We start from the raw sequence: 23,204 nt of genomic DNA, 5'->3' as shown, positions 1-23,204 counted from the left end.
CCGATGCGGACGCATCCCCTTCGCGCCCGCGCCCGCTCGAACCTTAGACCTTGAACGCCGCAGCCGCGCGGCTCCCCGTCGAGCGTAACTGCTCAGTTCGCGATGAATGCCCTATGAACGCCGGAGGGACAAGCCGAAACGCGGTTAAGGGCTCGTCTCGGAGCGCAGCTTTCGGTTACTTCCAGCTCGCCTTGTCGCCTTCGACGACCAGGATCTTGCCCTGCCAGATCTCGACCTTCGCGGCTTCCGCCGGGTCGACCGCGCCGATCAGCGCCAGCACGGCGCGCGCCACGCCGCCATGGCTGACCATCACGGTGTCCGGCGCCATCGCCTCCAGAGACGGGCGGATGCGCTCCGCCAGCATGCCGTAGCTCTCGCCGCCGGGCGGCACGAAACCCCATTTGTCACGCTCGCGCGCCTGGGCGAGCTCGCGCTCGCTCTTGCGGATCTCGCGCCAGGTGAAGCCTTCCCAATCCCCGAAGGTCAGCTCCTTGAGCTGATCGTCGATGCGGTAATCCTCGGGTGGCAGGGAAAGCTCGTTGCGCAGGATGGTCATCGTCTCGCGAGCACGATGCATCGGCGAGGCGACATAGGCGCTTGTCGCGAATTCCGGTTTCAGCGCCCGCAGCCGATCGGCGACCTCGGCCGCCTGCATCCGGCCGAGCGCGTTCAGCGGGATGTCCTGCGAGCCTTGCAGACGGCCCTCACGGTTCCAATCGGTTTCGCCATGGCGGACGAGGAAAAGGCGACCAGGAAGCGACATGCGTATCATGCCCTGCCTCATGCACGCTCGCGCTCGCAGCGTCAAAGCGGCGAAAGCGCCGCAGGGCTGCCTCACATGCATGCGAGCTTTCCGGTGGCCGGGACCGCGCAGCCTGTGTATAGGCGGCTCTCGCCCTCCAGGTCGCCGCATGAACACCTCTCTAACCTTGCCGGACGGCCGCAGGCTCGCCTTCGGAACCGCCCCCCTGCTGATGGGCGTGGTCAACGTCACGCCCGATTCCTTCTCCGATGGCGGCCTCTTCGCCGACCCCGCCATCGCCGTTGCGCATGGCGTGAAGCTGGCGCAGCAGGGCGCCGACATCGTCGACATCGGCGGCGAATCGACCAGGCCCGGCCATGAGCGCCTCGATGCGCAGGCCGAGCTGGCCCGCGTCCTGCCGGTGATCACCGGGATCGCCGCCGCGAGCCCGGTGCCGATCTCGATCGACACCTACAAGGCCGAGGTCGCCGAGGCGGCGCTGAAGGCCGGCGCCGCGCTCGTCAACGATGTCTGGGGCTGCCAGCGCTATCCGGCCATTGCCGGGGTCGCCGCCCGCTTCGGCGCGCCGATGGTACTGATGCACAATCGCGACAGCGTCGATGCCGGTCTCGACATCCTCGCCGAAGTGCTGCGCTTCCTGGAAAAATCCATCGGCATCGCCGTCGCGGCCGGAGTTCCGCGCGAGCAGATCGTCGTCGATCCCGGCATCGGCTTCGGCAAGACGCCGGAACAGAACCTCGCCTTGATCGAGAAGCTCGATCGGCTGCCGGAGGCGCTCGGCTGCGCGGTCCTGCTCGGCGCCTCGCGGAAGTCGACGCTCGGCCTCGTCACCGGCAAGACAATCCCGGCCGAGCGGCTCGCGGCCACGCTCGCCGCCCATCTCTACGGGGTGATGCGTGGCGCCGCGATCATCCGGGCCCATGACATCGACGAACATGTCGACGCGCTCAAGATCTGGGCCGCGATCAGGAGGACGGCATGAGCGCGACCGGTCAGATCTTCATCGAGGCGCTCGACCTCTACGCCTATCATGGCCATTTCGCCGAGGAGGGCCGCCTCGGCCAGCGCTTCTCGATGGACCTCGTCCTCGACTGCGACCTGCGCACCTCATCGGTCAGCGACGACCTGTCCGACACCGTCGACTATGGCGAGGTGGTCGCGCTCGTCACCCGCACCTTCTCGGCCCGGCGCTTCAAGCTTCTGGAGGCCGCGGCGCGCGCGCTCGCCGACGCGATCCTGGCTCAATATCCGCCGGTGACCCGCGTCTCGGTCACCCTGCGCAAGCCCTCGCCGCCCATCCCCGGCCGGATGGAATCGGTCGGCATCAAGCTGGACTTCCAGCGTGAAGCTTGAAGCGACGCTCGGCCTGGGCGGCAATATCGGTGATCCCGTCGCAGCCTTCGCCGCGGCGCTGGCACGACTGCGCGCTCACCCTGCCGTCTCGGTCAAGGCGACCTCCTCTGTCTGGCGCACCGCCCCCTGGGGCAAGCTCGACCAGCCGGAATTCCGCAATATGGCCGTGCTGCTGGAAACCTCGCTACCGGCCGAGGATCTGCTCGACCTCTGCCTCGCCATCGAGCGCAAGAGCGGTCGCGAACGTGGCGAGCGCTGGGGGCCGCGCACGCTCGACATCGACATCCTGACCTATGGCGGCCAGACGATCGACCGGCCCGGCCTGCAGGTCCCGCATCCGCGCATCGCCGAACGCGCCTTCGTGCTGGCGCCGCTCGCCGAGATCGCGCCGGAAATGCGGATTGCCGGACGCAGCGTCCCGGACTTGCTGGCCGCGCTCGGCGACGACGATATCGGCCAGGACGACGCCGGAACACTGCGATTGCAGGCCGCGCTTGCCCGCTAGATCCGCGTGACCGCGACCGTCATCCGAGCCAGCGCATGCGCAGCCTCGGGATGACGCAATGTTTCCTGGAAAACGGCAGAGAGGCCGAACTGGCCCGGCTCACTCGCCCTTGTCGAGCGAGATGTCCGGCGCGGTCGGCACCTTCATGCCGACGACATGATAGCCGGCGTCGACATGCATGATCTCGCCGGTGATGCCGCGCGACATGTCGGAGACGAGGAAGACCGCGGTCTCGCCGACCTCCTCGATCGTCACGGTGCGGCGCAGCGGCGAGTTGTACTCGTTCCACTTCAGGATGTAGCGGAAATCGCCGATGCCGGAGGCGGCCAGCGTCTTGATCGGTCCGGCCGAGATCGCGTTGACGCGGATCTTGGAAGGGCCGAGATCAGCGGCGAGATATTGCACGCTCGATTCCAGCGCCGCCTTGGCGACGCCCATGACGTTGTAATGCGGCATCCACTTCTCGGCGCCGTAATAGGTCAGCGTCAGCAGCGAGCCGCCATCGCTCATCAGCTTCTCGGCACGCTGCGTGATCGCCGTAAAGGAATAGCAGGAGATCAGCAGAGACTTGGTGAAATTCGCCTCGCTGGTCTCGACATAGCGGCCGGTCAGCTCGTCCTTGTCGGAGAAGGCGATGCAGTGCACGACGAAGTCGAGCTTGCCCCAGAGCTTCTCGACCTCGGCGAAGACCGCGTCGATCGTCGCGCCGTCGGTGACGTCGCAATGGCCGACGACATGGCCGCCAAGCTCCTTCGCCAGCGGCTCGACGCGCTTCTTCAGCGCATCTCCCTGATAGGTGAAGGCGAGCTCGGCGCCGGCATCGGCGGCCGCCTTGGCAATGCCCCAGGCGATCGAACGGTTGTTGGCGACGCCCATGACGAGGCCGCGCTTGCCCTTGAGCAGGTTGGCGGTGGGGGCGACGCTGCTGGAATCAGCCATCTCGGACCTTCAAACTGGACGAACCGGAGGGTCTCTTAGAGCAGGCGGTGAGAACTGGGAACCGCTTTTCGCTGCGGGTCGGTGCCAACGCTTTGGATAAGAGACGGATTCAGCCGGAGCAGGATACCGGCCGGCCATGCCGCCCGGTCCCCTCGTCCTATCGTGACTGCTGGCGTGAGGGTTTCGCCCGGCGCAATCCGGTCAGCCCGCCCGTGCCTTCATCAGCGCCGTCAGCTCGGCATCCTCCGCCGGCATCTCGATGTCGAGCGCGACGAAGAGGTCGCCGAACTCGCCCTTCTTCCCGGTCGGCAGGCCCTTGCCGCGCAGGCGGAACTGCCGTGTCGTGCCGGTCATCGGCGGCACCTTCATCTCGACCGTTCCGGACAGGGTCGGCACATGGACCGGTCCGCCGAGCACCGCCGTGGAAAGCGGCACGGCGACGCGGCTGCGCAGATCATGCCCCTCGATGGTGAAGCGCGGATCGGGCCTGACCTTGATCGTCATCAGGACGTCGCCGCTCTCACCGGTGAGCGGATGCGGCTGGCCTAGCCCGCGCAGGCGCATCACCTTGCCGTCGGCGACGCCTTCGGGGATCGTCACCTCGACCTCCCGGCCGCCCGGCAGCTTGACCCGGCGCGTCGCTCCCTTCACCGCATCGGCCAGCGCGACCTCGAGGGTGAAGCTCTGCTCCGGCGGCTTCGGCGGCGGGCTCGCGCGGCCCCGGCCGCCGCGACGCGCGGCATCGCCGAACAGCGAGCCGAAGATGTCCGCCGGGTCGAAGCCGGCATCCCCACCCTGGCCGAAGGGCGAGCCGCCCTGACCGAAATGGTACTCGAAGCCTCCCTGGCGCCCGCCGCCGCGGCCGGCGCCCATGCCTTCGAAGCCGGAGAATTTCGGTTTGCCCTCGGCATCGATCTCGCCGCGGTCGAACTGCTTGCGCTTAGCCTCGTCGCCGAGAATCTCATAGGCGCCGTTCAGCTCGGCGAAACGATCCTGCGCCTTGGGATCGTTCTGGTTACGGTCGGGATGCAGGTCCTTGGCGCGGCGGCGATACGCCTTCTTGATCTCGGCATCGCTCGCCGATTTCGCCACGCCCAGAACCTGATACGGATCACGCATACATGCACCCCTGATGAATTGAGTCTCCCAGCACGCCGGAAGCGCTTCCTAGATGGGGTGACTGTGGCGCGTTGGCAACAGGGGGACTGCGCTCAGGCCGCGCCTTTCCAGGTCTTGGCGTCCTTGACCGCCCATTCCCCACCGGAAGGTCGGCAGGCCGTGCCCTGCAACCTGACCGGACCGCTCTGCAGCGCCATCGAGGCAAGGAAGGCGCGGCAGATCTCGTCTTCCTTGAGGAAGGGGCCACCGACCGGCGTGAAGGTGCCCTTCATGCCGCTCTGGGCATTGTCCCAGGAGACCGGCGCACCATTGCCCTGCGGGTCGAGCGCCAGCGCCATCGCCCCTTCGGCCCGCCGCCAATCCTCCGGGCCGAGATCGGGCGCCAGCGCGACCAGCGGGCCGCGCTCCGGCCCGCCACGCGCCGGCAGCACCGAAGAGGTGGTCATGGCGACCTCGTCCTCGGCCTTACTCGACAGCCCGAGGATCGGAAAGGACATCGAGCAGCCGGCCGAGGCCAGTGCCAGCAGCAGCGCGCCGGCCAAGGATGCCCGGCGCGCAACCGGGCTGCGCTCACAGGGGCTCTGGCCCGCACGCCGCACGGGTCTATATATGTCTCGCAACTCAAACCGCATTACGGATCGCGCTCGCCCGACGCTTCCTGAAACCTCCGAGGATTAAGCACGTGAATGCGTTAACGAGCGGTGACTTCACCGAGGCCAGCGAGCCCTTCGCCCTGTTCGAGAGCTGGTTCGAGGAGGCCAAAACCTCCGAGCCGAACGACCCCAACGCCATGGCGCTGGCGACCGTCGACGCCGACGGTCTGCCAAATTGCCGCATGGTCCTGCTGAACGGGCGCGGCCCGGACGGGTTCGTCTTCTACACCAACACGCAGAGCCAGAAGGGCGAGGAACTGCTCGGCCAGAGCAAGGCCGCGGTGCTGTTCCACTGGAAGAGCCTGCGCCGCCAGATCCGGATCCGTGGTCCGGTCTCGGTGGTCGGCGATGCCGAGGCCGATGCCTATTTCCAATCGCGCCCGCGCGACAGCCGGATCGGCGCCTGGGCCTCGCAGCAGTCGCGGCCTCTGGAGAGCAGGTTTGCTCTTGAAAAGGCGGTCGCCGCCCATGCGCTGAAGTTCGGGGTCGGCGAGATTCCGCGTCCGCCGCACTGGACCGGCTTCCGGATCGCGCCGATCTATATGGAATTCTGGCGCGACGGCGCCTTCCGCCTGCATGATCGCATCGTCTTCCGCCGCGCCTCGCCAGGCGAGGCCTGGACGAAGACCCGGCTCTATCCCTGAGGGAAGTCTCGTTCCATGGCCATGCCCAAATTCGACTTTCCGAAGACCGAGCCGGGCAAGCGCCCGGTCATGCTGCTGACCGGTGCCAGCCGCGGCATCGGCCACGCCACCGTCATGCAGTTCGCCATGGCGGGCTGGCGCATCCTCTCCTGCTCGCGCCAGGCCTTCTCGGAGAAATGCCCCTGGCCCTCCGGCGCCGACGACCATGTCCAGATCGATCTCGGCGACCCCGAGGACACGATGCGCGGCATCGCCGAAATCAAGAAGCGTCTCGCCGCTGAGGGCGGCAAACTTCATGCGCTGGTCAACAATGCCGGCATCTCCCCGAAGGGACAGGGCGGCGCGCGCCTCGGCGCCGCGACGACCTCGTTCAACGACTGGCACAAGGTCTTCCAGGTCAATTTCTTCGCGCCGATCATGCTGGCGCGCGGCCTGCTCGACGAGCTGAAGGCGGCCAAGGGCACGATCGTCAACGTCACCTCGATCGCCGGCTCGCGCGTCCACCCCTTCGCCGGCGCGGCCTACGCCACCTCGAAGGCAGCGCTCGCCAGCCTGACCCGCGAAATGGCCGCCGATTTCGGCCCGCTCGGCATCCGCGTCAACGCGATTTCGCCCGGCGAGATCGACACCGCGATCCTCTCGCCCGGCACCGACAAGATCGTCGAGAAGCTGCCGATGCAGCGGCTCGGCAAAACCGAGGAGGTCGCCAAGGCGATCTATTTCCTCTGCACCGACGCCTCGAGCTACGTCACCGGCGCCGAGCTGCACATCAATGGCGGGCAGCACGTTTGAGCGCGCAGGGCCGCCGCGTCATCCCCTTCCCGACGGCCGGCAGGCAGCCGGTGCGGCCGGTGCTGGCCGCCTCGGTCGCCGTCTTCCGTGACGGCAAGGTGCTGCTCGCGACCCGCACCAAGCCTCCGGCCGACCAGCTCTGGTCGCTGCCCGGTGGCAAGGTCGAGCTCGGCGAGAACCTCGAGGCGGCCGCCTTGCGCGAGCTGGCGGAAGAGGTCGGCGTCAGCGCCCGGATCATCGGCTTCAACCGCCATGTCGAGATCATGGGGCGCGATCCGGAAGGGGTGGTTACGCATCACTTCGTCGTCGCCTCCTTCGTCGGCGCCTGGCTGGAAGGCGAGCCGAAGCCGGGGCCGGAAGCCGGTGCGGTGATGTGGGCCGATCCGCTGCGGCTCGGCGGCATTCCGACGACGCGCGAGCTCGGCGACGTGCTGCGCCGCGCCGCCGCGATTTTCTCGAGAGAGACCGGCGGCCCATGACGGCGCGGCGCCTCGGCTCGGCCCTGCTCTGCGCGCTCCTCGCCAGCGGGCCGGCTCTGGGTCAGCCGAATCAGCCGCGACAGTCGCCGCCTGCCTCGCAGCGCCAGGAAGCGCCGGCGCCGGAACCCGAGGCGCCGCCCCCGCCCTACGAGCCGCAATTGCTCAAGCTCGCCGAGATTATGGGCTCGCTCGCCTATCTGCGCACCCTGTGCGGCGCCCGCGAGGCGCAGGACTGGCGCGAGCGTATGGCGGCGCTGCTCGAATCGGAGGGCCGCGGCCCGCAGCGACGCGAGCGGCTGGCGAGCGCCTATAATCGCGGTTTTCGGGCCTATTCGGCGACGCATCGGGTCTGCGGCGAGGGCAGCCAGGAGGCCTCGAGCCGGCTCGCCAGCGAAGGCGAGAAGCTGGCACGGGCCCTGGCCGGGCGCTTCGGCGGATAAGCCGCGTTCAATCGTCGCAATTCGCCAAAACTCTCCCCAGGGAATTAACCTTTCTTAAAGACCATGATGGCGCCCCCCGCCGGCCCCGCCTATAAACCATTGCATCACTGCTTCGAGACGGATGCGTTCTCTCGCGCACCGGATCGGGAATGCACCCCGTTGACGCCTGCCGGGTTTTGAAGACTTCATGTCCGTTCTCTCCGACGATCTGCCGCTCGATCCGCTGCTCGCCGAAGATGTGAGCGACGCCCGCCGCGTCGCCTATTGCTATATCGAGGACGCCTTCGCCGAGGGCCGGCAGGACGGGCTCGATTCCGATGCGCTCGCCCATGCCGCACTGTTCGCGGCGATGCGCACGCTGGTCGAGACCTATGGCGAGGAAGCGACGGCGGTCTTCGCCCAGGCCCTGCCCGAGAAGCTTCGCACCGGCATCTTCACCACCGGCACGCGCCACTAGATCGCCGCGCGTCCGCCCGGACGCGGTCACGGCGAGCCATCGCATTGTTATCGCATCGGAATTCTCCGAAAAGTGGAATCCACCTTTCGGTCCGATGCTATAGTACAGAACGTCTTGCTCGGGCTTGCCCCCTGCATCTTAGGCCGGAAGAGGCTCCGGCCTGCGCCTTCTCGTCATGAATTTCTCGAGTCCGCGCTTCGCTGCGCCCGTGAATGACGGCAGGACCTTCAGCCGGCCGCCTTTCGCGCCGTCTCCGCCCGGCCCAGCAGCAGATCGCGCTCGCGCCGGTTCCTGGTCATGCCGGCAGCGCGCCTGAACTCGGCCTGCGCCTCGTCATGGCGGCCGAGCTTGGCCAGGAGATCGGCCCGCACGCTCGGCAGCAGATGGTAGTTCTTCAGCGCCGGTGCCGCGGCCAGCGCATCGACGAGCGCGAGCCCGGCGGCCGGCCCTTCCGCCATCGCGACCGCCACGGCCCGGTTGAGCTCGATCACCGGCGAGGGCGTCAGCGCGCCGAGCGCGCCATAGAGCGCGGCGATCCGCGCCCAGTCGGTCTCCTCCGCCTTGCGCGCCCGGGCATGGCAGGCGGCGAGTTCGGCCTGCAGGACGTAAGGCCCCGGCGACGGCGCCAGCCCCCGCGCCGTCTCCAGCGCCTTGAGGCCGTGACTGATTAGCAGATGGTCCCAGAGCGCCCGGTTCTGGTCGAGCAGCAGCACGGGCTGACCGTCCTGGCCGATTCGGGCACGCAGGCGCGAGGCCTGTAATTCCATCAGGGCGACGAGGCCGTGCACCTCGGGCTCCCGCGGTGCGAGCCCCGCCAGGATACGGCCGAGCCGCATCGCCTCCTCGCACAGCCCCGGACGCACCCAATCCTCGCCGGTGGTCGCGGCATAGCCCTCGTTGAAGATCAGGTAGACGACCTCGAGCACCGAGCCGAGCCGCTCTGCGAGCTCCGGCCCATGCGGCACCTCATAGGGCACATTCGCCTCGGCCAGCGCCTTCTTCGCCCTCACCAGGCGCTGCGCCATGGTCGGTTCCGGCACCAGGAATGCGCGGGCGATCTCCTCGGTGGTCAGGCCGCCGATCAGGCGCAGCGTCAGTGCGAGCCGCGCCTCGACCGCCAGCACCGGATGGCAGGCGGTGAAGATCAGCCTGAGCAGGTCGTCGCCGACCTCGTCGTCGAGCGCCTCCTCGAGCCCGGCGGTCGGATCGGCCTCCTCGTCGATATCGCGGCCGATCTCCTCGTGCTTGCGCTTCAGCATCTTGTCGCGGCGTAAGCCATCGAGGGCGCGGTGCCTGGCCGCCTGCATCAGCCAGGCGCCGGGATTGCGCGGCACGCCCTCGCCCGGCCATTGCTGCAGCGCCACGACCAGCGCGTCCTGCGCCAGCTCCTCGGCCCGGCCGACATCGCGCGTGAGACGGGCGAGGCCGGCGATCAGCCTGGGAGCCTCGATCCGGAAGACCGCCTCGATGGCGCGGTGTGCATCGCTCGCCGACATCGGCTGCGATAGACAGCATCAGGATCGCCGGCTGGCAAGCCGCCCGGCCGCGCCGCCCGCCAGGCGAGCAGCCGACTCTACTCGCCGATCTCGCTCTTGAGGCGCTGCCAGGTCGCCTCCGTCTCGGGCGTGACGATCTCGCCGAAATCGGCGAGGTCGTAGAGCGGGCGGATCTCGATCTCGGACGGGCCGGGCATAGGATTGGGGCAACGCTTGACCCAGGCGACCGCCTCGTCGAGCGAAGCGCATTCCCAGAGCCAATAGCCCGCGACGAGCTCCTTGGTCTCGGCGAAGGGGCCGTCGACGACCGCGCGCTTCGGCCCGTCGAACTGCACGCGCACGCCCTTGGCGCTCGGCTGCAGGCCATCGCCGCCCTTCATGATGCCGGCTTTCACCAACTCCTCATTATAGGCCATCATCGCTTCGAGCAGTTCCTGGCTCGGCGGCGCGCCGGCTTCGCTGTCCTTGGTCGCCTTGACCAGAATCATGAAACGCATCGGACTTCTCCTTGAGTGGGGAACGGATCGGCCGCGCTCCGTGACGGCCGTCCTTTGGCAGGGGATGAGTTCAGCTGGCGAGCTTCGCCGCCTCGGCGCGCACCCGCTCTTCCTGCTCGCGCAGTTCCGGCGTCAACACCTCGCCGAAATCCTCCATCTCGAAGACCGGCCGCAGCTCGATCTCGGCGCCCCCGTCGAAGGGCGCCCGCTTCAGCCATTCGACCGCCTCGTCGAAGGAACGGACCTGCCAGATCCAGAAGCCGCAGAGCAGCTCCTTGGCCTCGGCGAAGGGGCCGTCGGTGATCATCCGCTGCGTGCCCGAGAAGCGCATGCGCAGGCCCTTCGCACTCGGGTGGAGCCCCTCGCCCGCCAGCATCACGCCGGCCTTCACCAGCTCCTCGTTATAGGCGCCCATCCTGGTGAGCATCTCTGCGCTCGGCATCACGCCGGCTTCGCTGTCCTTGTCGGCCTTGACCAGAACCATCACGCGCATCTGTCTTCTCCTGCCCTTGGGGTTCGCTTTGCCCTGATGTCCGGAGCAGGAGAATTCCTGCCCTCTGTCTTCACGTCGAACGAGGCGCGGCGAGATCGACAGGCCGCCGAAACTTTTTTCAGAGCCCGGCGCATTTTTTTTGCAGCAGCGGAAACCGCCGTCGTCGGCACGTCGAATTGGAGGCCGCGAGCGTGACAGGGCCGCCGCAAAACTCAGCCGCGGCAGGCAAGCCAGGCGCGGAGGATCGCCGCGACCGCGGCGTCGGCATCCTCATCGTCGGTCGCCCAGGAGATCGCCGAGAGCCGCATGATCGCGAGGCCGCGCCATTTCGCCCCGCCGGCGAAGCAGGTGCCGTCGGCCTGCAGGCGGGCGATCACGGCATGCGTCAGCGCATCGCCTTCCGCCATGGGCAGATCGCTCCCGAAGCGCACCGCGACCTGGTTCAGGCAGACCTCGTTGACGATCGCGACACCCGGCTCGGCCTGGAGGCGCTCGGCCATCCGGCGCGCCAAGGTGCAGTGGCGGGCGACCATCGCCGCGATGCCGGAGCGGCCGAGATGGCGGATCATCGCCCAGCTGGCGAAGCCCCGCGCCCGCCGCGACAATTCCGGCACGAAATGGCTGGGGTCGCGCTCGCCATCGGCGACCTCGGGCAGATAGCTCGCCGCCGCCGTCATGGCGCGGCGATGCGCCTTTCCGTCGCGGATGATCGCATAGCCGCAATCATAGGGCGTCTGCAGCCATTTATGCCCGTCCGTCGCCCAGGAATCGGCCTCCTCCACACCATCGACCTGTTGGGCCGTCTGCGCGCTGGCCCGCGCCCAGAGCCCGAAGGCGCCGTCGACATGCACCCAGGCCCCGTGCCGGTGTGCGAACGGAATCAGCCGGCGGAAAGGATCGCTGGCACCGGTATTGATCTGGCCGGCCTGCAGCACCGCGATCGCCGGCCCTTCGCCGGCCTTGAGCGCCACCGCGAAGGCCTCGGCCTCGATCCGCCCCTGTGGATCGGTCGCGACCCTAACGACGCGGTCATGGCCGAGCCCCAGCAATTGCAGCGCCGAGAACACCGTGGTGTGCGCGTCGTCGCCGATCACCACCTTGATCGGCGGCGCCCCGAACAGGCCGTCGGCCTCGACATCCCAGCCGACGCGCCGCAGCACCTCGCTGCGCGCCGCCGCGAGGCAGACGAAGTTGGCGACCGTCGCCCCGGTGACGAAGCCGACGGACGCTTCCTGCGGCAGTCCGAGCAGATCGAGCAGCCAGCCGGAAGCGACCGCTTCTGCCGCAGCGGCCGCCGGCGAGGCCTGATGGTTGCCGGCATTCTGCCCCCAGGCGCTGGTCAGCCAGTCCGCCGCGACGCCGACCGGATGCGACGCGCCGATGACCCAGCCGAAGAAGCGCCCGCCCGCCATGGCGTGAAGCCCCGGCTGCATCTGCGCGTCGAGCGCCGCGATCACCTCGCCCGCCGGCAGACCCGTTTCCGGCGTCGGTGCCGCAAGGCGGCGCAGCATCCCGGCATAATCAGCCAGCGGCCGCTGAAGCCGGTTCGGCAAGGTCTCCCGGAACGAAGCGGCCCGTCGTGCCGCATCGGCGAACAGCTCCGCTTGATCGAAGGGCGGCTTCGGCATGGCGCGTGCTCCATGACGTCGGCGGGCCCATTCTGGCAGGAAACAGGCCATTGTCAGCTGAATATGCGAAGGTGCGTCGGGCTCGCCCCGCCCCGGCCACCAGGCACCCGTTTCCTGCGGAGCCTAGGGAAAACCGCCTCGTCATCGCGGTTGTCGGCACGCGGCCGGTTGAGCATGCCGCCGAAGCGACCTAACTATCCCTGCGAACGGCGCCCAGCCGCAGCCACCACGAAGCGTAAGGTTCGACATGCCGGCGATCAGACTGGTAGACCGCGGCGTCATCCGCGTCAGCGGCGACGATGCCCGCGACTTCCTGCAGAACATCGTCACCAACGAGATGGACGAGGTCGGCAGCGAGCGCGCCGGCTATGGCGCGCTGCTGACACCGCAGGGCAAGATCATCGGCGATTTTCTCATCGTCGCCGTGCCGGAGGAGGATGGCGGCGGCTTCCTGCTCGATTGCCCGCTCCTCCAGACCGCCGATCTGATGAAGCGCCTGAAACTCTACAAGCTGCGCGCCAAGGTGGCGCTCGACGACCTCAGCGAAAGCACCGCCGTCATCGTCGCGGACGATGGCGGCCGGCTGCCTGATGATCTCGGCCTGCGTTATGCCGATCCGCGCCGGCCTGAACTCGGTGACCGCGCGATCACCGATCTCGACGGTGTCGAGGAGATCGCGGGCGGCGCGATGGAGGATTATCACGCCCGCCGCATCGCCCTCGGCATTCCCGATGGCGGGCGCGACTTTGTCTATGGCGACGCTTTTCCGCATGAGGCGCTGCTCGACCAGCTCGGCGGCGTCTCCTTCAAGAAGGGCTGCTATATCGGCCAGGAAGTGGTCTCGCGCATGCAGCATCGCGGCACGGCGCGCTCGCGGGTCGTGCCGGTGGTCTTCAGCGAGGGTCTGAATCCCGAGGACGGCGTCGAGGCCAGCGCCGGCGGCAAGCTGCTCGGCCGCATCGGCTCCTGCGCGGGAGGCCGCGGCCTCGCTTTGCTCCGGCTCGACCGGGTGGCGGATGCGCTCGCCGCCGGCCACGGACTCGATGCCGGCGGCCTCGCCTTCACGCTGGAGAAGCCGGCCTTCATCCGCTTCCCCTTCCCCGGCGAGCCCGAATTCGGAGCGGCGGCATGAACGACCTCACCGGCGGGCGCGAGGCGGTCCAGGGAGCAGACGGCAAATATCGCTGCATCTGGCCGGGGAGCGATCCGCTCTACCTCGCCTATCACGACAGCGAATGGGGCGTTCCGGAATACGATTCCCGCACGCTCTGGGAAAAGCTGATGCTCGACGGCTTCCAGGCCGGCCTGTCCTGGATCACCATCCTGCGCAAGCGTGACGCCTTCCGCGCCGGTTTCGCCGGTTTCGAGCCGGAGAAGGTCGCGCGTTTCGGCGAGGCTGATGTCCAGCGCCTGCTCGCCGACGCCGGCATCGTCCGCCATCGCGGCAAGATCGAGGGCACGATCCGCAATGCGCGGGCCTATCTCGAAATCAGCGAGAAGCAGCCCTTCACCGACTTCCTCTGGAAACATCTCGACGGCCGGGTGATCCAGAACACCTTCCGGACCCATGAGGGCGTACCGGCGGAGACCGCCGTGTCGAAGGCGATCTCAAAGGAGCTCAAGGCTGCCGGCTTCACCTTCTGCGGCCCGACCATTGTCTATGCGGTGATGCAGGCCTGCGGCATGGTCAACGACCACCTCACCGGCTGCTTCCGCTGGGAGGAATGCGCGGCGCTCGCCCGCGACACCCGCCCGGCAGCCTGATGGCCAAAGCTCCTGCCGCACCACGCGCCTGGCAGCGCATGCTGTCGGGCCGGCGGCTCGATCTGCTCGACCCCTCGCCGCTCGATGTCGAGATCGAGGACATCGCCCATGGCCTTGCCCGCGTCGCTCGCTGGAACGGCCAGACGCGCGGCGCCCATTCCTTCTCGGTCGCGCAGCATTCCCTACTGGTCGAGGCGATCGCCGGCCATCTCAACCCGGACTGGTCGCGAGAATGGCGGCTGATGGCGCTGCTGCATGACGCGCCGGAATACGTCATCGGCGACATGATCTCGCCGTTCAAGGCGGTGATGGGCGACGCCTATAAGAGCGTCGAGCTGCGCCTGCTCGGCGCGATCCATCTGCGTTTTTCTCTGCCGGCGTCGCCCCCGGCGCTGGTGAAGCGCAAGACCAAGGAAGCCGACCACGTCGCCGCCTTCCTGGAGGCGACCGAACTCGCCGGCTTCGAGCGGGCCGAGGCGCTGCGCATCTTCGGCAGGCCTCAGGCGCTGCCGCGCGAGGTGCTGGACCTGCTGAAGCCCGAGCCGACGGAAGTGGCGCAACAGGCCTTCCTGGCGCGGTTCACGACCCTGTCCGACTGAGAGACCTTGAGGCCGCCGGAGGAGAGTTTGCCGCGGTCTCAATAGCAGGAAACGAACTCCCGATAGACCCAGCCCACGACCTGGCCCGTGCCGCGCGGACGAATCAACACCCAGGGCCGGCCGCGCTCGTCGAAGCTCGAATTCACCACCCTGACGCCGACGCCGTTGGTGACGCGGCCGATGATGTCGCCATTGGGCGTCTCGCGGATGTTCAGCGGCGTGCCGGTCGGGTCGGTCACGGCGCAACGATTCTGCGCCATGGCCGGGCCGGCGGCGAAACCGGCAGCGAGGGCGGCAGCGAAGAGTCCGAGGCGGAGGGCGGTCATAAGGGCATCCTTCTGGTCGTCGACCAGCGTCCATGGCCGCCGGCCTTCCGCCTATGTCGGCCTCAGAGCGGTTCTCGCGCCGCCGCCGTCACAAAAATGCCACGTCGATCGCGGTTCGCCCGCCCGCATCCAGATCTTTGATAGAGGTCAAGGATCAGCCGCCCCGGCTCATGATCGAAGCGGTCTGCACCGCCTCATGCGGCCCCTCCGTGCAGGAAGCTCTCCGATGACGTCTCGTATCGCCCTCGCCTCGCTCGCAGCCGCGCTCCTGGGCGCGACGTCGCTCGGCGCCACCGCCGCCGACCTGCCTTCGCGCAAGACCGCCCCCACGATGACCGCCATCGACCCCTGGAACCCCTGGATGATCCGCGGACGCGCCCTCGTCGTGATGCCGCAGGAATCGGCCAGCCTGCGGATGGGCGGCGCGCCGATCGTCGGCGGCGACGTCTCGATCTCGACCTCGGTCGTGCCCGAGCTCGACATCACCTATTTCTTCACCCGCAACCTCGCGGTCGAACTCATCCTCGGCGTCACCCCGCACAATGTGAAGGGCGCCGGCGCGCTCGCGGGCGCGCGCATCGGCTCGGCCTGGCTGCTGCCGCCGACGCTGACGCTGCAATATCATTTCGATCCGATCGGCGCCTTCAAGCCCTATGTCGGCGCGGGCATCAACTACACCGTCTTCTTCGACGAGAAGGCCAAGGGCGGCTTCACCAGCTTCAACCTGAAGGATTCGTTCGGCTTCGCCCTGCAGGCCGGCGTCGACATCATGCTCGACAAGCATTGGGGCATCAATTTCGACGTGAAGAAGCTCTTCCTCGAGCCCAAGGTCAAGGTGAATGGCGGCGCCGTCAGCGGCAAGGTGAAGATCGATCCCTGGATCTTCGGCACCGGCATCACCTACAAGTTCTGAACGCCTCCCGCGCGTCCGGACCGGCCGTCGCCCTTCCAAGGGCGGCGGCTTATTGTTTCCAGAAAGGCAAAAGTCCTCGGCAATCTGACGCCTATCGGATAAAATAATCCAGAGACATAGTGGCCTCCAGCACGCATTGGACCGCCGAGAGGAGCCCGCCATGTCCGCCACCGAGCCCAGCCTGTCCCTGCCGAAGGGCGTCGTCGTCAAGGGTGCGCTCGCCGCGCGCTATGACGAGATCCTGAGCCATGAGGCGCTCGCCTTCGTCGCCGATCTGCAGCGCCGCTTCAACGAAACCAGGAAGCGCCTGCTGGCGCTGCGGGCCGAGCGCCAGAAGCGCTTCGACGCCGGCGAGACGCCCGACTTCCTGGCCGAGACCCGGCATATCCGCGAGGGCGACTGGAAGGTGGCGCCGATCCCGGCCGATCTGCTGGATCGCCGTGTCGAGATCACCGGCCCCGTCGACCGCAAGATGATCGTCAACGCGCTGAATTCCGGCGCCAAGGTCTTCATGGCCGATTTCGAGGACGCCTCCTCGCCGGTCTGGGCCAACATGGTCGAAGGCCAGATCAATCTCACGGATCGCTGGGCCGGCAAGATCGACTTCACCGACGCCACCACCGGCAAGGCCTACAAGCTCAAGGACAAGCCCGCCGTCCTGATCATTCGGCCGCGCGGCTGGCATCTTCCCGAGCGCCATATCGAGATCGACGGCGAGATCGCCTCGGGGTCCCTGGTCGATTTCGGCCTCTATGTCTTCCACAACGCCAAGGCGGCGCTGGCCCAGGGCTCGGGCCCCTATTTCTACCTGCCCAAGCTCGAGAGCCATCTCGAGGCCAGGCTCTGGAACGACGTCTTCGTCGCCGCCCAGAACGCGCTCGGCCTCAAGACCGGCACGATCAAGGCGACCGTGCTGATCGAGACCCTGCCGGCCGCCTTCGAGATGGACGAGATCCTCTACGAGCTGCGCGACCACATGGCCGGCCTGAACTGCGGCCGCTGGGACTACATCTTCTCCTTCATCAAGAAGCTCGCCCGCAACAAGGCCTTCATCCTGCCCGACCGTTCGCAGGTGGTGATGACCAAGGCCTTCCTGCGCGCCTATTCGCTCTTGCTGATCAAGACCTGCCATCGCCGCGGCGCCTTCGCCATGGGCGGCATGGCGGCGCAGATTCCGGTCAAGAACAACCCCGAAGCCAATGCCGCCGCCTTCGCCAAGGTCAAGGCCGACAAGGAGCGCGAGGCCGGCGACGGCCATGACGGCACCTGGGTCGCCCATCCCGACCTCGTCCCGGTCGCGATGGAGGTGTTCGACCGGCTGATGCCGCAGCCGAACCAGCTCGACAAGAAGCGCGAGGATGTGAGTGTCGGCCGTGCGGATCTCCTCGAAGTGCACGAGGGCAGCCGCACCGAGGCCGGCTTCCGCGAGAACATCCGCGTCGGCGTGCAGTATCTCGAGGCCTGGTTGCGTGGGCGCGGCGCCGTGCCGATCTACAACATGATGGAGGATGCGGCGACGGCCGAGATCAGCCGCGCCCAGATCTGGCAGTTCGTCCAGTACGGCGTCGAGGTCGACGGCGGCACCAAGGTCAGCGCAGATCTGTTCAAGCGCTGCCTCGCCGAGGAAATGGAGCGCGTCCGCGGCGAGCTCGGCGCCGAGGCCTATGACAAGGGCCGCTTCCCGGAGGCGATCGAACTCTTCGCCAAGCTCTCGCTCGCGCCGGAATTCGAGGATTTCCTCACCGTCCCCGCCTATGGCAAGCTCGGCTGAAGCCCGCGACAGGCACCGCCATCTTGGCGCCTGCCGGTAAGTTGACAAAGGCCCCGGGCCGGGCTCGTCCCCGGCCCGGGGCCATGATGATCGGAGGCAGCCCATGTCCGACGAGAGCTTCATGCGCGAGGCGGTGGCGCTCGCCCGCGACAATATCGGACAGGGCGGACGCCCCTTCGGCGCCGTGCTGGTGCGCGACGGCAAGATTCTCGCCCGCGCCGTCAATCGCACCCACGAGACGAACGACCCGACCGCCCATGCCGAGCTCGAAGCGATCCGTCAGGCGAGCGCGGAGCTCGGCACGCCGCGCCTCGACGGCGCGACCATCTATGCCAGCGGCCATCCCTGCCCGATGTGCATCGCCGCCATGCACCTGACCGGCGTCAAGGCGGCTTTCTTCGCCTATTCGAACGAGGATGGTGAGGAATTCGGCCTGTCCACCGCCAAGGTCTATGCCGAGATGGCCAGGGATCCGCAGGCCCAGTCCATCCCGCTGCGACCCTTGCGCCCCGCCGACGAGGCCGGGCTCTATGAGGACTGGAGCCGCAAGCCCGGCTAGCACAGCCGGCCCGCAGGCCGGCCACGGCAACGCTAATGACGCATCGTGGAGAACCGGGCCTTTTTCGACAGCATGACCCGGATTCGGCGGCTCGCCGCAGCGCTGCATTCATTCTAAGCTGACCCGCAGCCTTGCAATCGGCGAGGCTGCGGGTCAGCTAATTTCGGGCGTCCGCCAGTCCGGCCCGCTCGATTCGCCGCCTGGATTTGCCATGCCGTCTCGCCTGCTCGCCATTCTGCTCGCCACTGCCCTGCTCAGCCCTGCCGCGGCGGCCGCCAACACGCTCACGCCCGAGCAGCGCCTGCGCAGCAATGGCGACTTCGCCGGCAAGAAGCCCGGCAAGACCGCGGTCGATCTCAGCGGCCTCGCCTGCATGCCGTCGGCGACCGGCACGCTGCGCTGCCTCGTGATCAATGACGAAGGCTCCTTCGCGCAGTTCGCCCAGATCGCCGAGAACCGCGTCACCCCTGGCGCGACCGTGCCCCTGATCGGCGACGAGGCCTCCAGCGCCACGCTCGGCACGCCGCCCGGCGGCATCTGCAGGGAAGCCGGCGCATTCGCGGAACTCGACGGCGAGGCCGTCACCTTCTCCGCCGGAGCCTTCTACGTCGCCGGCTCGCATGGCTGCTCGCGTCACAAGGGCGAGTTCCGGCTTTCGGCCTTCCATCTCGCCCGGCTCCGGGTCGACGAAGCCGGCTCTCCGTCCGGGAAAATCGAGCTCACCTATCGCCTGAGCGACATGCTGCGCCAGGCCGGAGACGCCGCGCCCTATTTCGGCAAGGCCCTCAATGACGAGAACGGGATGAATCTCGAAGGCGTCGCCGTCACCGGCCCGATCCTCTGGGCCGGCCTGCGCGCGCCCTCGATCGCGGGCAAGGCCTTCCTGGTCGGTGCGCCGGTCGACGCCCTGTTCGCCCCCGGCCACGATCCGGCAACGGTCGCGCCGACCGTGATCGCCATTCCCGCCGACCGCGACCGCGGCATCCGTGACCTCGCCGCCCTGCCTGACGGCCGGCTTCTGGTCCTGGTCGGGCCGGCTGCCGAGCAGTCGCTCGCCTATTCGCTCCTGCTGGTCGACCCGATCAAACCCGAGGCCACCAGGCTGCTCGGCGACCTGCCGGCCCGCCCCGGCCTGAAGGCGGAGGCAGTGACGATCCTCGGCCAGCGTGGCAACCGACTCGATGTCATCGTCGGCTATGACGGCGCCAAGAATGGCGGCTTCGAGCGCTACCGCCTGCCGCTGCCCTGAGGTCTCCCGATGTCCGTCCACGATTTTCTCGGCCGGCTCGAGCCGCTGGTGACGCGTTATCGCTCCGAGGTCGCCGGGCCCCGCGAGCATCTGGCCTTGTTGCGCTGGCAGATCGGCGAGCGTCATGCCCTCGCCGAGCGCGACACCTTTCCCGGGCACGTCACCACCAGCGCCTTCGTGCTCTCGCCGGACCACGCCCGCATCCTGCTGATCGACCATGTCGTGATCGGCCGCTGGCTCCAGCCCGGCGGGCATTACGAACCGGCGCCGCGCTTCCACGAATCGGCGGCCCGCGAGGCGGTGGAGGAAACCGGCGTCGCCGGACTTTCCCTGCACCCCTGGCATCGCAGCGGCGACCTGCCCTTCGCCATCGACAGCCATGAGGTTCCCGGCAAGCCCTCGCGCGGCGAACCCGCCCATATCCATCACGACCTGCAATATCTCTTCCTGGCCGACCCCGCTTTGCCGCTGGTCGCGCAGGAGGAGGAGGTTCATGCCGCGGCGTGGAAACCGGTCGCGGAGCTGGCGGAGATCGCTCCGGTCGCTTTCGCGCGGCTGCAGGGGCTGGCCGAGACCGCCTGAGTTCGGGGCCGCCACGAGGCCGCCCTGCGCGAGCCGATGTTGCGCAGCGGCAACTATCCGGCGCAATGCAGCAATCGCGCCGGCCGGCCTCTCGCGGCAGCGAATGCGCGGGCGCATGCTGGCCCGGTTCGCCGCCCTTTCGAAAGCGCCCGCCGCATGCCGCTCCGGCTCGCTCTCCTCGCCCTCGCCGCTTCGGCCGCCCTGGCGCCCGCACCAGCCGCCGACCTGCCCGCTCGGAAGCCGGCACCGGCCGCCCCGCCTGCGCTCTCGGCCTGCACCGAAAGCGACAGCATCCCGATCGACGCCTTCGGCTTCACCACCGGCTCGGAGGTCGCCGACCCCGGCTCCTTCGGCGCCAGCCTGAGCTATGGCGGCGGCTTCGGCGCTCGCGACGGCCGGCAGTCCGTGCACGGACTGCAATTGCAGGGCTCCTACGGCCTCTGGCCTTGCATCGAGATCGGCCCTTACCTGCTCGGCGGCTACACCGACGCGACCATCGCCGGCATGAAGGCCGATGCGCGCGGGCTCGGCGCGGGCCTGGAGATGAAATACCGCCTGCTCGGCCGCGACCTGCACGGCCTCGGCCTCACCATCGTCGTCGATCCCAGCTTCAATCGCACCGACCCGACCGGTGCCGGCCCCTTCACCACCTACAACACCGGCCTGCGCCTCTATGCCGACACGGCGCTCATCCGGGGCAAGCTCTATGCCGCCCTCAACCTTTCGCAGGATCTGACCTGGACCGGCCCGAGCCCCTATCAGCGCTCATCGACCCTGACGCTCGCCGGCTCGCTCGCCTGGCAGGTCGCCGACGGGCTCTATCTCAGCGGCGAGATCCGCCATCAGCGCCGTCAGAACGAACTCGGCCTCGGCGACAATCTCGGTTACGCCACCTTCGCCGGCCCCGGCGTCTACTGGCAGGCGACGAAGGCGCTCGCCATCTCGGCAGCCTACAATGTCCAACTCGCCGGCAAGGCCAAGGGCCAGCCCGGCGATCTCGACATCAGCAATTTCAGCCAGCATCTGGTGAAGCTGAAAGCCGCCTACAATTTCTGACCCCGCGCTCGGCAATATGAATCCGACTTTCCCCGCCATGCGATGACAAACGGGCTGCGATGGTAGAAGCCTCACTGCGGACCGTGCCGCACGCCGCGGCACGCGCGATCTGATAAAAACTCACATGAACCCGCTTCCCGCCCTCGCCAGGCTCGGTTTCGACACCGGGCGCCTCGGCTTCACGCTGCGCACCTGCTTCGCCGCCTGCCTCGCGCTGCTGGCCGCCTGGGCGCTCGGGCTTGAGCACCCGCAATGGTCGGCGATGACCGTCTTCGCCTCGGCCCAGCCGGCCCGCAACATGCTCCTGGAAAAGGCCTTCTTCCGCGGCGTCGGCACGCTCTCCGGCACGGCGGTCGGCGTCGTCCTGATGCTGCTTTCCGGCGGCCTGCCGCTGCCGGTCATGCTCGGGCTGGCGCTCTGGGTCGGGCTCTGCGCCTTTGCCGGCAATCTGCTGCGCGGCTTCGTCTCCTATGGCGCCCTCATCGCCGGTTTCTCGGCGGCAATGGTGGTGCTGCTCGACATCGGCCACCCCGACCATGTTCTCCTTCTGGCTGTGGACCGGTTGCTGACCGTGCTGACCGGGATCGTAACGGCCCTGGTCGTCGGGCTTCTCTTCGCACCGAAGGAGGGCGAGGACGCCGTCGCCGGCGAAGCGCGGCAACTGGCCATCCGCGTGCTGCGGCAGCTCACGAGCCTGCTTTCGGGGACGCGGCCCGGCGCCGAGGAGCAGCGGCAGACCTTGCGACAGCTCGCCTTGCTCGACGAGGCGCTCGAACCTCACGGCGCCGGCTCGCTCCGCTCGCGCCGCTCGGCCCGCAGCATACGCAGCCTGATCTCGGCGCTGGTCTCGGCCCTGGTCTGGCTCAGGACCGCGCCGGAAACGCTGCGCGTCGAGCCGGTCGGAAAACTGCTCGAACAGGCGGCCGACGCCCTGGAAGGCGCGGCGCCGGTTACCGAGATTCTGCCCCTGCTCGAACAGGCGGCCGATCTCGCGAGCGAGCACCCGCCCCTGCGGGATGCGATCCTGCGCCTGGAGGCCGCCGCGAAGGAGCGGATCGGCGTCAGCGACGGCGAAATCCGACCGGCGCGCATCGAGCATCCGGTCATCCTGCATCGCGACTGGGTCGGCGCCCGGCAGGCCGCCCTGCGCGCCGGCGGCATCATGCTGGGGCTGGGCACGCTCTGGGTGGTCACCGGCTGGCAGGCAGGCGCGTTGCTGCTGCTCGGAACTTCGGTGATGGTGACGCTGTTCTCGACCTGGGAGAACCCGGCGCTGATCATGCGCAAGGTGCTGGTCGGCCAGGCCTGCGGCGCCCTCGCAGCGCTCGCCTGCCGCTGGCTGGTCTGGCCGCATGCGACGAGCGAGCTCGAGCTCGTCCTGATGCTGATGCCCTTCATCATGCTCGGCGCCCTGCCGATGGCCCATCGCCGCACGATGCTCGGCTCGATCGACTATTGCATGGCCCTGCTGCTGCTGTCGCAGCCCGCCTTGCCGCTCAAGGGGGATCTCGCCGGCACCGTCTTCACCGCGCTCGCCGTCGTGTCGGCGCCGCTCCTGACCCTGATCGCCTTCCGCACCATCTTCCCGACCGATGCACGCCAGCGCCTGCAGGTGCTCGCCGGCATGATGCTGAGGGAGTTGCAGGATCTCTGTAGCGCGCCCGAGGCGGCGCTGCGCGCCGCGACCTGGCGGGCCCGGCTCAATCACCGGCTGCTGCGGCTGGTGCGCCTGTCGCAACAGGCGGGCGAGCGGACGGGCACGCAGGAGGATGGCGGCATCGCCGTGTTCGCGGTCGGCATGGCGGTGCTGCGCCTGCGCGCCATGCTAGCGGAAACCGATCTCGCCCCGGCCACGGCGCACGCGATCAGGCTGGCACTGGCGCGCATCGCCAATGCGGCAGAGCAGCCCGGCAGAGCGGTGCAGGCCCTGGACGAACTCGCGAGCCGCCTCGACGAGGCAGGGCGCGGCGAGGCGGAATCGCTGCGCGCTGCGAGCCGCGCCCTCGCTGCCCAGGCTTCATTCTTCCAGGATCAGGGCGGCCACCCGGATACGGCGGCCGGTACTCCCGGCTGATTCCGATGCGATAACAATGAGATAGATCACCGTGACTGCGGCCGAACGGAGGC

The 23,204-nt window shown here is 68.4% G+C and carries 27 protein-coding genes; 18 read left to right on the top strand and 9 right to left on the bottom strand.

Translation table 11 applies throughout. The features are described 5' to 3' along the window. Positions 1-175: 175 nt before the first annotated feature. A complete protein-coding gene (locus ACWGRX_RS12945) occupies positions 176-763 on the bottom strand; it encodes a histidine phosphatase family protein (RefSeq protein ID WP_452117850.1) in 588 nt (195 codons plus the stop codon). A 148-nt stretch (positions 764-911) separates the two neighbouring features. Between ACWGRX_RS12945 and folP the strand changes: the two genes are divergently transcribed. The 3 genes from folP to folK are packed head-to-tail and all read left to right on the top strand — an operon-like array spanning position 912 to position 2,621. After that, a complete protein-coding gene (gene folP, locus ACWGRX_RS12940) occupies positions 912-1,745 on the top strand; it encodes a dihydropteroate synthase (RefSeq protein ID WP_452117849.1) in 834 nt (277 codons plus the stop codon). Then, a complete protein-coding gene (gene folB, locus ACWGRX_RS12935) occupies positions 1,742-2,116 on the top strand; it encodes a dihydroneopterin aldolase (RefSeq protein WP_452117848.1) in 375 nt (124 codons plus the stop codon). The genes folP and folB overlap by 4 nt, the downstream gene beginning before the upstream one ends. Continuing rightward, positions 2,106-2,621, top strand: a complete 516-nt coding sequence (folK, locus tag ACWGRX_RS12930; RefSeq protein WP_452117847.1) for a 2-amino-4-hydroxy-6-hydroxymethyldihydropteridine diphosphokinase — start codon at positions 2,106-2,108, stop codon at positions 2,619-2,621. Before folB ends, folK begins: the two co-directional genes overlap by 11 nt. 99 nt (positions 2,622-2,720) lie before the next feature. Here folK and fabI read toward each other — a convergent pair whose 3' ends face one another. From fabI to ACWGRX_RS12915, 3 genes are all read right to left on the bottom strand, one after another. Beyond that, positions 2,721-3,560, bottom strand: a complete 840-nt coding sequence (fabI, locus tag ACWGRX_RS12925; protein WP_291636019.1) for an enoyl-ACP reductase FabI — start codon at positions 3,558-3,560, stop codon at positions 2,721-2,723. 201 nt (positions 3,561-3,761) lie between these two features. Beyond that, positions 3,762-4,679 (bottom strand): DnaJ C-terminal domain-containing protein, encoded by a 918-nt coding sequence (locus ACWGRX_RS12920; RefSeq protein ID WP_452117846.1) that lies wholly within the window; start codon positions 4,677-4,679, stop codon positions 3,762-3,764. 92 nt (positions 4,680-4,771) lie between these two features. After that, positions 4,772-5,221 carry an RT0821/Lpp0805 family surface protein gene (locus tag ACWGRX_RS12915; RefSeq protein ID WP_291636015.1) on the bottom strand — a complete coding sequence of 150 codons (450 nt, stop codon included), beginning with the start codon at positions 5,219-5,221 and terminating at the stop codon, positions 4,772-4,774. A gap of 140 nt (positions 5,222-5,361) precedes the next feature. Here ACWGRX_RS12915 and pdxH point away from each other — a divergent pair, with 140 nt between their 5' ends. From pdxH to ACWGRX_RS12890, 5 genes are all read left to right on the top strand, one after another. Next, complete coding sequence (gene pdxH, locus ACWGRX_RS12910; RefSeq protein ID WP_291636013.1) at positions 5,362-5,976, top strand: pyridoxamine 5'-phosphate oxidase; 615 nt, start codon at positions 5,362-5,364, stop codon at positions 5,974-5,976. Between the two features lie 15 nt (positions 5,977-5,991). Next, complete coding sequence (locus tag ACWGRX_RS12905) at positions 5,992-6,768, top strand: SDR family NAD(P)-dependent oxidoreductase (protein ID WP_291636012.1); 777 nt, start codon at positions 5,992-5,994, stop codon at positions 6,766-6,768. Then, positions 6,765-7,247: an NUDIX hydrolase gene (locus ACWGRX_RS12900; protein WP_452117845.1), complete on the top strand. Its 483-nt coding sequence runs from the start codon at positions 6,765-6,767 to the stop codon at positions 7,245-7,247. The genes ACWGRX_RS12905 and ACWGRX_RS12900 overlap by 4 nt, the downstream gene beginning before the upstream one ends. Next, positions 7,244-7,687 (top strand): TIGR02301 family protein, encoded by a 444-nt coding sequence (locus ACWGRX_RS12895; protein WP_452117844.1) that lies wholly within the window; start codon positions 7,244-7,246, stop codon positions 7,685-7,687. Before ACWGRX_RS12900 ends, ACWGRX_RS12895 begins: the two co-directional genes overlap by 4 nt. Positions 7,688-7,874: 187 nt before the next feature. Further along, positions 7,875-8,144 carry a hypothetical protein gene (locus tag ACWGRX_RS12890; RefSeq protein ID WP_291636005.1) on the top strand — a complete coding sequence of 90 codons (270 nt, stop codon included), beginning with the start codon at positions 7,875-7,877 and terminating at the stop codon, positions 8,142-8,144. 227 nt (positions 8,145-8,371) lie between these two features. Here the strand turns inward: ACWGRX_RS12890 and ACWGRX_RS12885 are convergent, their stop codons facing one another. The 4 genes from ACWGRX_RS12885 to ACWGRX_RS12870 form a co-directional block, all read right to left on the bottom strand. Next, positions 8,372-9,640, bottom strand: a complete 1,269-nt coding sequence (locus tag ACWGRX_RS12885; RefSeq protein WP_452117843.1) for an RNA polymerase sigma factor — start codon at positions 9,638-9,640, stop codon at positions 8,372-8,374. Between the two features lie 77 nt (positions 9,641-9,717). Further along, complete coding sequence (locus ACWGRX_RS12880) at positions 9,718-10,137, bottom strand: YciI family protein (protein ID WP_452117842.1); 420 nt, start codon at positions 10,135-10,137, stop codon at positions 9,718-9,720. 70 nt (positions 10,138-10,207) lie between these two features. After that, entirely contained in the window at positions 10,208-10,630 is a 423-nt protein-coding gene (locus tag ACWGRX_RS12875) for a YciI family protein (protein WP_452117841.1), read from the bottom strand. Positions 10,631-10,842: 212 nt separating this feature from the next. Next, positions 10,843-12,258, bottom strand: coding sequence for a pyridoxal phosphate-dependent decarboxylase family protein (locus ACWGRX_RS12870; RefSeq protein ID WP_452117840.1), 1,416 nt, complete (start codon positions 12,256-12,258; stop codon positions 10,843-10,845). 247 nt (positions 12,259-12,505) lie between these two features. Between ACWGRX_RS12870 and ygfZ the strand changes: the two genes are divergently transcribed. From ygfZ to ACWGRX_RS12855, 3 genes are read left to right on the top strand one after another with little or no spacing between them, the layout of a single operon-like run. After that, the gene (ygfZ, locus tag ACWGRX_RS12865) at positions 12,506-13,390 is read left to right on the top strand and encodes a CAF17-like 4Fe-4S cluster assembly/insertion protein YgfZ (RefSeq protein ID WP_452117839.1); all 885 of its coding nucleotides are present in this window, start codon (positions 12,506-12,508) and stop codon (positions 13,388-13,390) included. Then, entirely contained in the window at positions 13,387-14,022 is a 636-nt protein-coding gene (locus tag ACWGRX_RS12860) for a DNA-3-methyladenine glycosylase I (RefSeq protein ID WP_452117838.1), read from the top strand. The genes ygfZ and ACWGRX_RS12860 overlap by 4 nt, the downstream gene beginning before the upstream one ends. Beyond that, complete coding sequence (locus tag ACWGRX_RS12855; protein WP_452117837.1) at positions 14,022-14,621, top strand: YfbR-like 5'-deoxynucleotidase; 600 nt, start codon at positions 14,022-14,024, stop codon at positions 14,619-14,621. Before ACWGRX_RS12860 ends, ACWGRX_RS12855 begins: the two co-directional genes overlap by 1 nt. A 38-nt stretch (positions 14,622-14,659) precedes the next feature. On the opposite strand, the gene ACWGRX_RS12850 is transcribed toward ACWGRX_RS12855, so the two are convergent. Continuing rightward, entirely contained in the window at positions 14,660-14,947 is a 288-nt protein-coding gene (locus tag ACWGRX_RS12850) for an SH3 domain-containing protein (protein ID WP_452117836.1), read from the bottom strand. Positions 14,948-15,173: 226 nt separating this feature from the next. Between ACWGRX_RS12850 and ACWGRX_RS12845 the strand changes: the two genes are divergently transcribed. The 7 genes from ACWGRX_RS12845 to ACWGRX_RS12815 all read left to right on the top strand — a co-directional run bounded on the left by ACWGRX_RS12845 (position 15,174) and on the right by ACWGRX_RS12815 (position 23,151). Continuing rightward, positions 15,174-15,860, top strand: coding sequence for an OmpW/AlkL family protein (locus tag ACWGRX_RS12845; RefSeq protein ID WP_291646860.1), 687 nt, complete (start codon positions 15,174-15,176; stop codon positions 15,858-15,860). Positions 15,861-16,020: 160 nt separating this feature from the next. Next, positions 16,021-17,631, top strand: coding sequence for a malate synthase A (aceB, locus tag ACWGRX_RS12840; RefSeq protein WP_452117835.1), 1,611 nt, complete (start codon positions 16,021-16,023; stop codon positions 17,629-17,631). 103 nt (positions 17,632-17,734) lie between these two features. Further along, the gene (locus ACWGRX_RS12835; protein ID WP_452117834.1) at positions 17,735-18,190 is read left to right on the top strand and encodes a nucleoside deaminase; all 456 of its coding nucleotides are present in this window, start codon (positions 17,735-17,737) and stop codon (positions 18,188-18,190) included. Between the two features lie 211 nt (positions 18,191-18,401). After that, a complete protein-coding gene (locus ACWGRX_RS12830; RefSeq protein ID WP_452117833.1) occupies positions 18,402-19,439 on the top strand; it encodes a DUF3616 domain-containing protein in 1,038 nt (345 codons plus the stop codon). A 9-nt stretch (positions 19,440-19,448) separates the two neighbouring features. Further along, positions 19,449-20,021 carry an NUDIX hydrolase gene (locus tag ACWGRX_RS12825; RefSeq protein WP_452117832.1) on the top strand — a complete coding sequence of 191 codons (573 nt, stop codon included), beginning with the start codon at positions 19,449-19,451 and terminating at the stop codon, positions 20,019-20,021. Positions 20,022-20,177: 156 nt separating this feature from the next. Then, the gene (locus ACWGRX_RS12820) at positions 20,178-21,077 is read left to right on the top strand and encodes a hypothetical protein (RefSeq protein WP_452117831.1); all 900 of its coding nucleotides are present in this window, start codon (positions 20,178-20,180) and stop codon (positions 21,075-21,077) included. A 124-nt stretch (positions 21,078-21,201) separates the two neighbouring features. Next, the gene (locus tag ACWGRX_RS12815) at positions 21,202-23,151 is read left to right on the top strand and encodes an FUSC family protein (RefSeq protein ID WP_452117830.1); all 1,950 of its coding nucleotides are present in this window, start codon (positions 21,202-21,204) and stop codon (positions 23,149-23,151) included. Positions 23,152-23,204: the final 53 nt, after the last annotated feature.

The sequence above is a fragment of the Allobosea sp. NPDC055594 genome (assembly GCF_053618995.1).
Note: the sequence above shows the minus strand (reverse complement) of the source record. Positions and strands in the feature narration are given on the sequence as shown.

Bases quoted from the DNA above. Each gene is read 5' to 3' on its own strand.
- ACWGRX_RS12945 (WP_452117850.1), bottom strand. From the start codon at position 763: ATGTCGCTTCCTGGTCGCCTTTTCCTCGTCCGCCATGGCGAAACCGAT.
- ACWGRX_RS12920 (WP_452117846.1), bottom strand. From the start codon at position 4,679: ATGCGTGATCCGTATCAGGTTCTGGGCGTGGCGAAATCGGCGAGCGAT.
- aceB (WP_452117835.1), top strand. From the start codon at position 16,021: ATGTCCGCCACCGAGCCCAGCCTGTCCCTGCCGAAGGGCGTCGTCGTC.
- ACWGRX_RS12895 (WP_452117844.1), top strand. From the start codon at position 7,244: ATGACGGCGCGGCGCCTCGGCTCGGCCCTGCTCTGCGCGCTCCTCGCC.
- folB (WP_452117848.1), top strand. From the start codon at position 1,742: ATGAGCGCGACCGGTCAGATCTTCATCGAGGCGCTCGACCTCTACGCC.
- ACWGRX_RS12830 (WP_452117833.1), top strand. From the start codon at position 18,402: ATGCCGTCTCGCCTGCTCGCCATTCTGCTCGCCACTGCCCTGCTCAGC.
- ACWGRX_RS12855 (WP_452117837.1), top strand. From the start codon at position 14,022: ATGGCCAAAGCTCCTGCCGCACCACGCGCCTGGCAGCGCATGCTGTCG.
- ACWGRX_RS12875 (WP_452117841.1), bottom strand. From the start codon at position 10,630: ATGCGCGTGATGGTTCTGGTCAAGGCCGACAAGGACAGCGAAGCCGGC.
- ACWGRX_RS12825 (WP_452117832.1), top strand. From the start codon at position 19,449: ATGTCCGTCCACGATTTTCTCGGCCGGCTCGAGCCGCTGGTGACGCGT.
- ACWGRX_RS12880 (WP_452117842.1), bottom strand. From the start codon at position 10,137: ATGCGTTTCATGATTCTGGTCAAGGCGACCAAGGACAGCGAAGCCGGC.
- ACWGRX_RS12845 (WP_291646860.1), top strand. From the start codon at position 15,174: ATGACGTCTCGTATCGCCCTCGCCTCGCTCGCAGCCGCGCTCCTGGGC.
- ACWGRX_RS12820 (WP_452117831.1), top strand. From the start codon at position 20,178: ATGCCGCTCCGGCTCGCTCTCCTCGCCCTCGCCGCTTCGGCCGCCCTG.
- ACWGRX_RS12835 (WP_452117834.1), top strand. From the start codon at position 17,735: ATGTCCGACGAGAGCTTCATGCGCGAGGCGGTGGCGCTCGCCCGCGAC.
- folP (WP_452117849.1), top strand. From the start codon at position 912: ATGAACACCTCTCTAACCTTGCCGGACGGCCGCAGGCTCGCCTTCGGA.
- ACWGRX_RS12885 (WP_452117843.1), bottom strand. From the start codon at position 9,640: ATGTCGGCGAGCGATGCACACCGCGCCATCGAGGCGGTCTTCCGGATC.
- ACWGRX_RS12860 (WP_452117838.1), top strand. From the start codon at position 13,387: ATGAACGACCTCACCGGCGGGCGCGAGGCGGTCCAGGGAGCAGACGGC.
- fabI (WP_291636019.1), bottom strand. From the start codon at position 3,560: ATGGCTGATTCCAGCAGCGTCGCCCCCACCGCCAACCTGCTCAAGGGC.
- ygfZ (WP_452117839.1), top strand. From the start codon at position 12,506: ATGCCGGCGATCAGACTGGTAGACCGCGGCGTCATCCGCGTCAGCGGC.
- ACWGRX_RS12905 (WP_291636012.1), top strand. From the start codon at position 5,992: ATGGCCATGCCCAAATTCGACTTTCCGAAGACCGAGCCGGGCAAGCGC.
- ACWGRX_RS12850 (WP_452117836.1), bottom strand. From the start codon at position 14,947: ATGACCGCCCTCCGCCTCGGACTCTTCGCTGCCGCCCTCGCTGCCGGT.
- ACWGRX_RS12815 (WP_452117830.1), top strand. From the start codon at position 21,202: ATGAACCCGCTTCCCGCCCTCGCCAGGCTCGGTTTCGACACCGGGCGC.
- ACWGRX_RS12890 (WP_291636005.1), top strand. From the start codon at position 7,875: ATGTCCGTTCTCTCCGACGATCTGCCGCTCGATCCGCTGCTCGCCGAA.
- ACWGRX_RS12870 (WP_452117840.1), bottom strand. From the start codon at position 12,258: ATGCCGAAGCCGCCCTTCGATCAAGCGGAGCTGTTCGCCGATGCGGCA.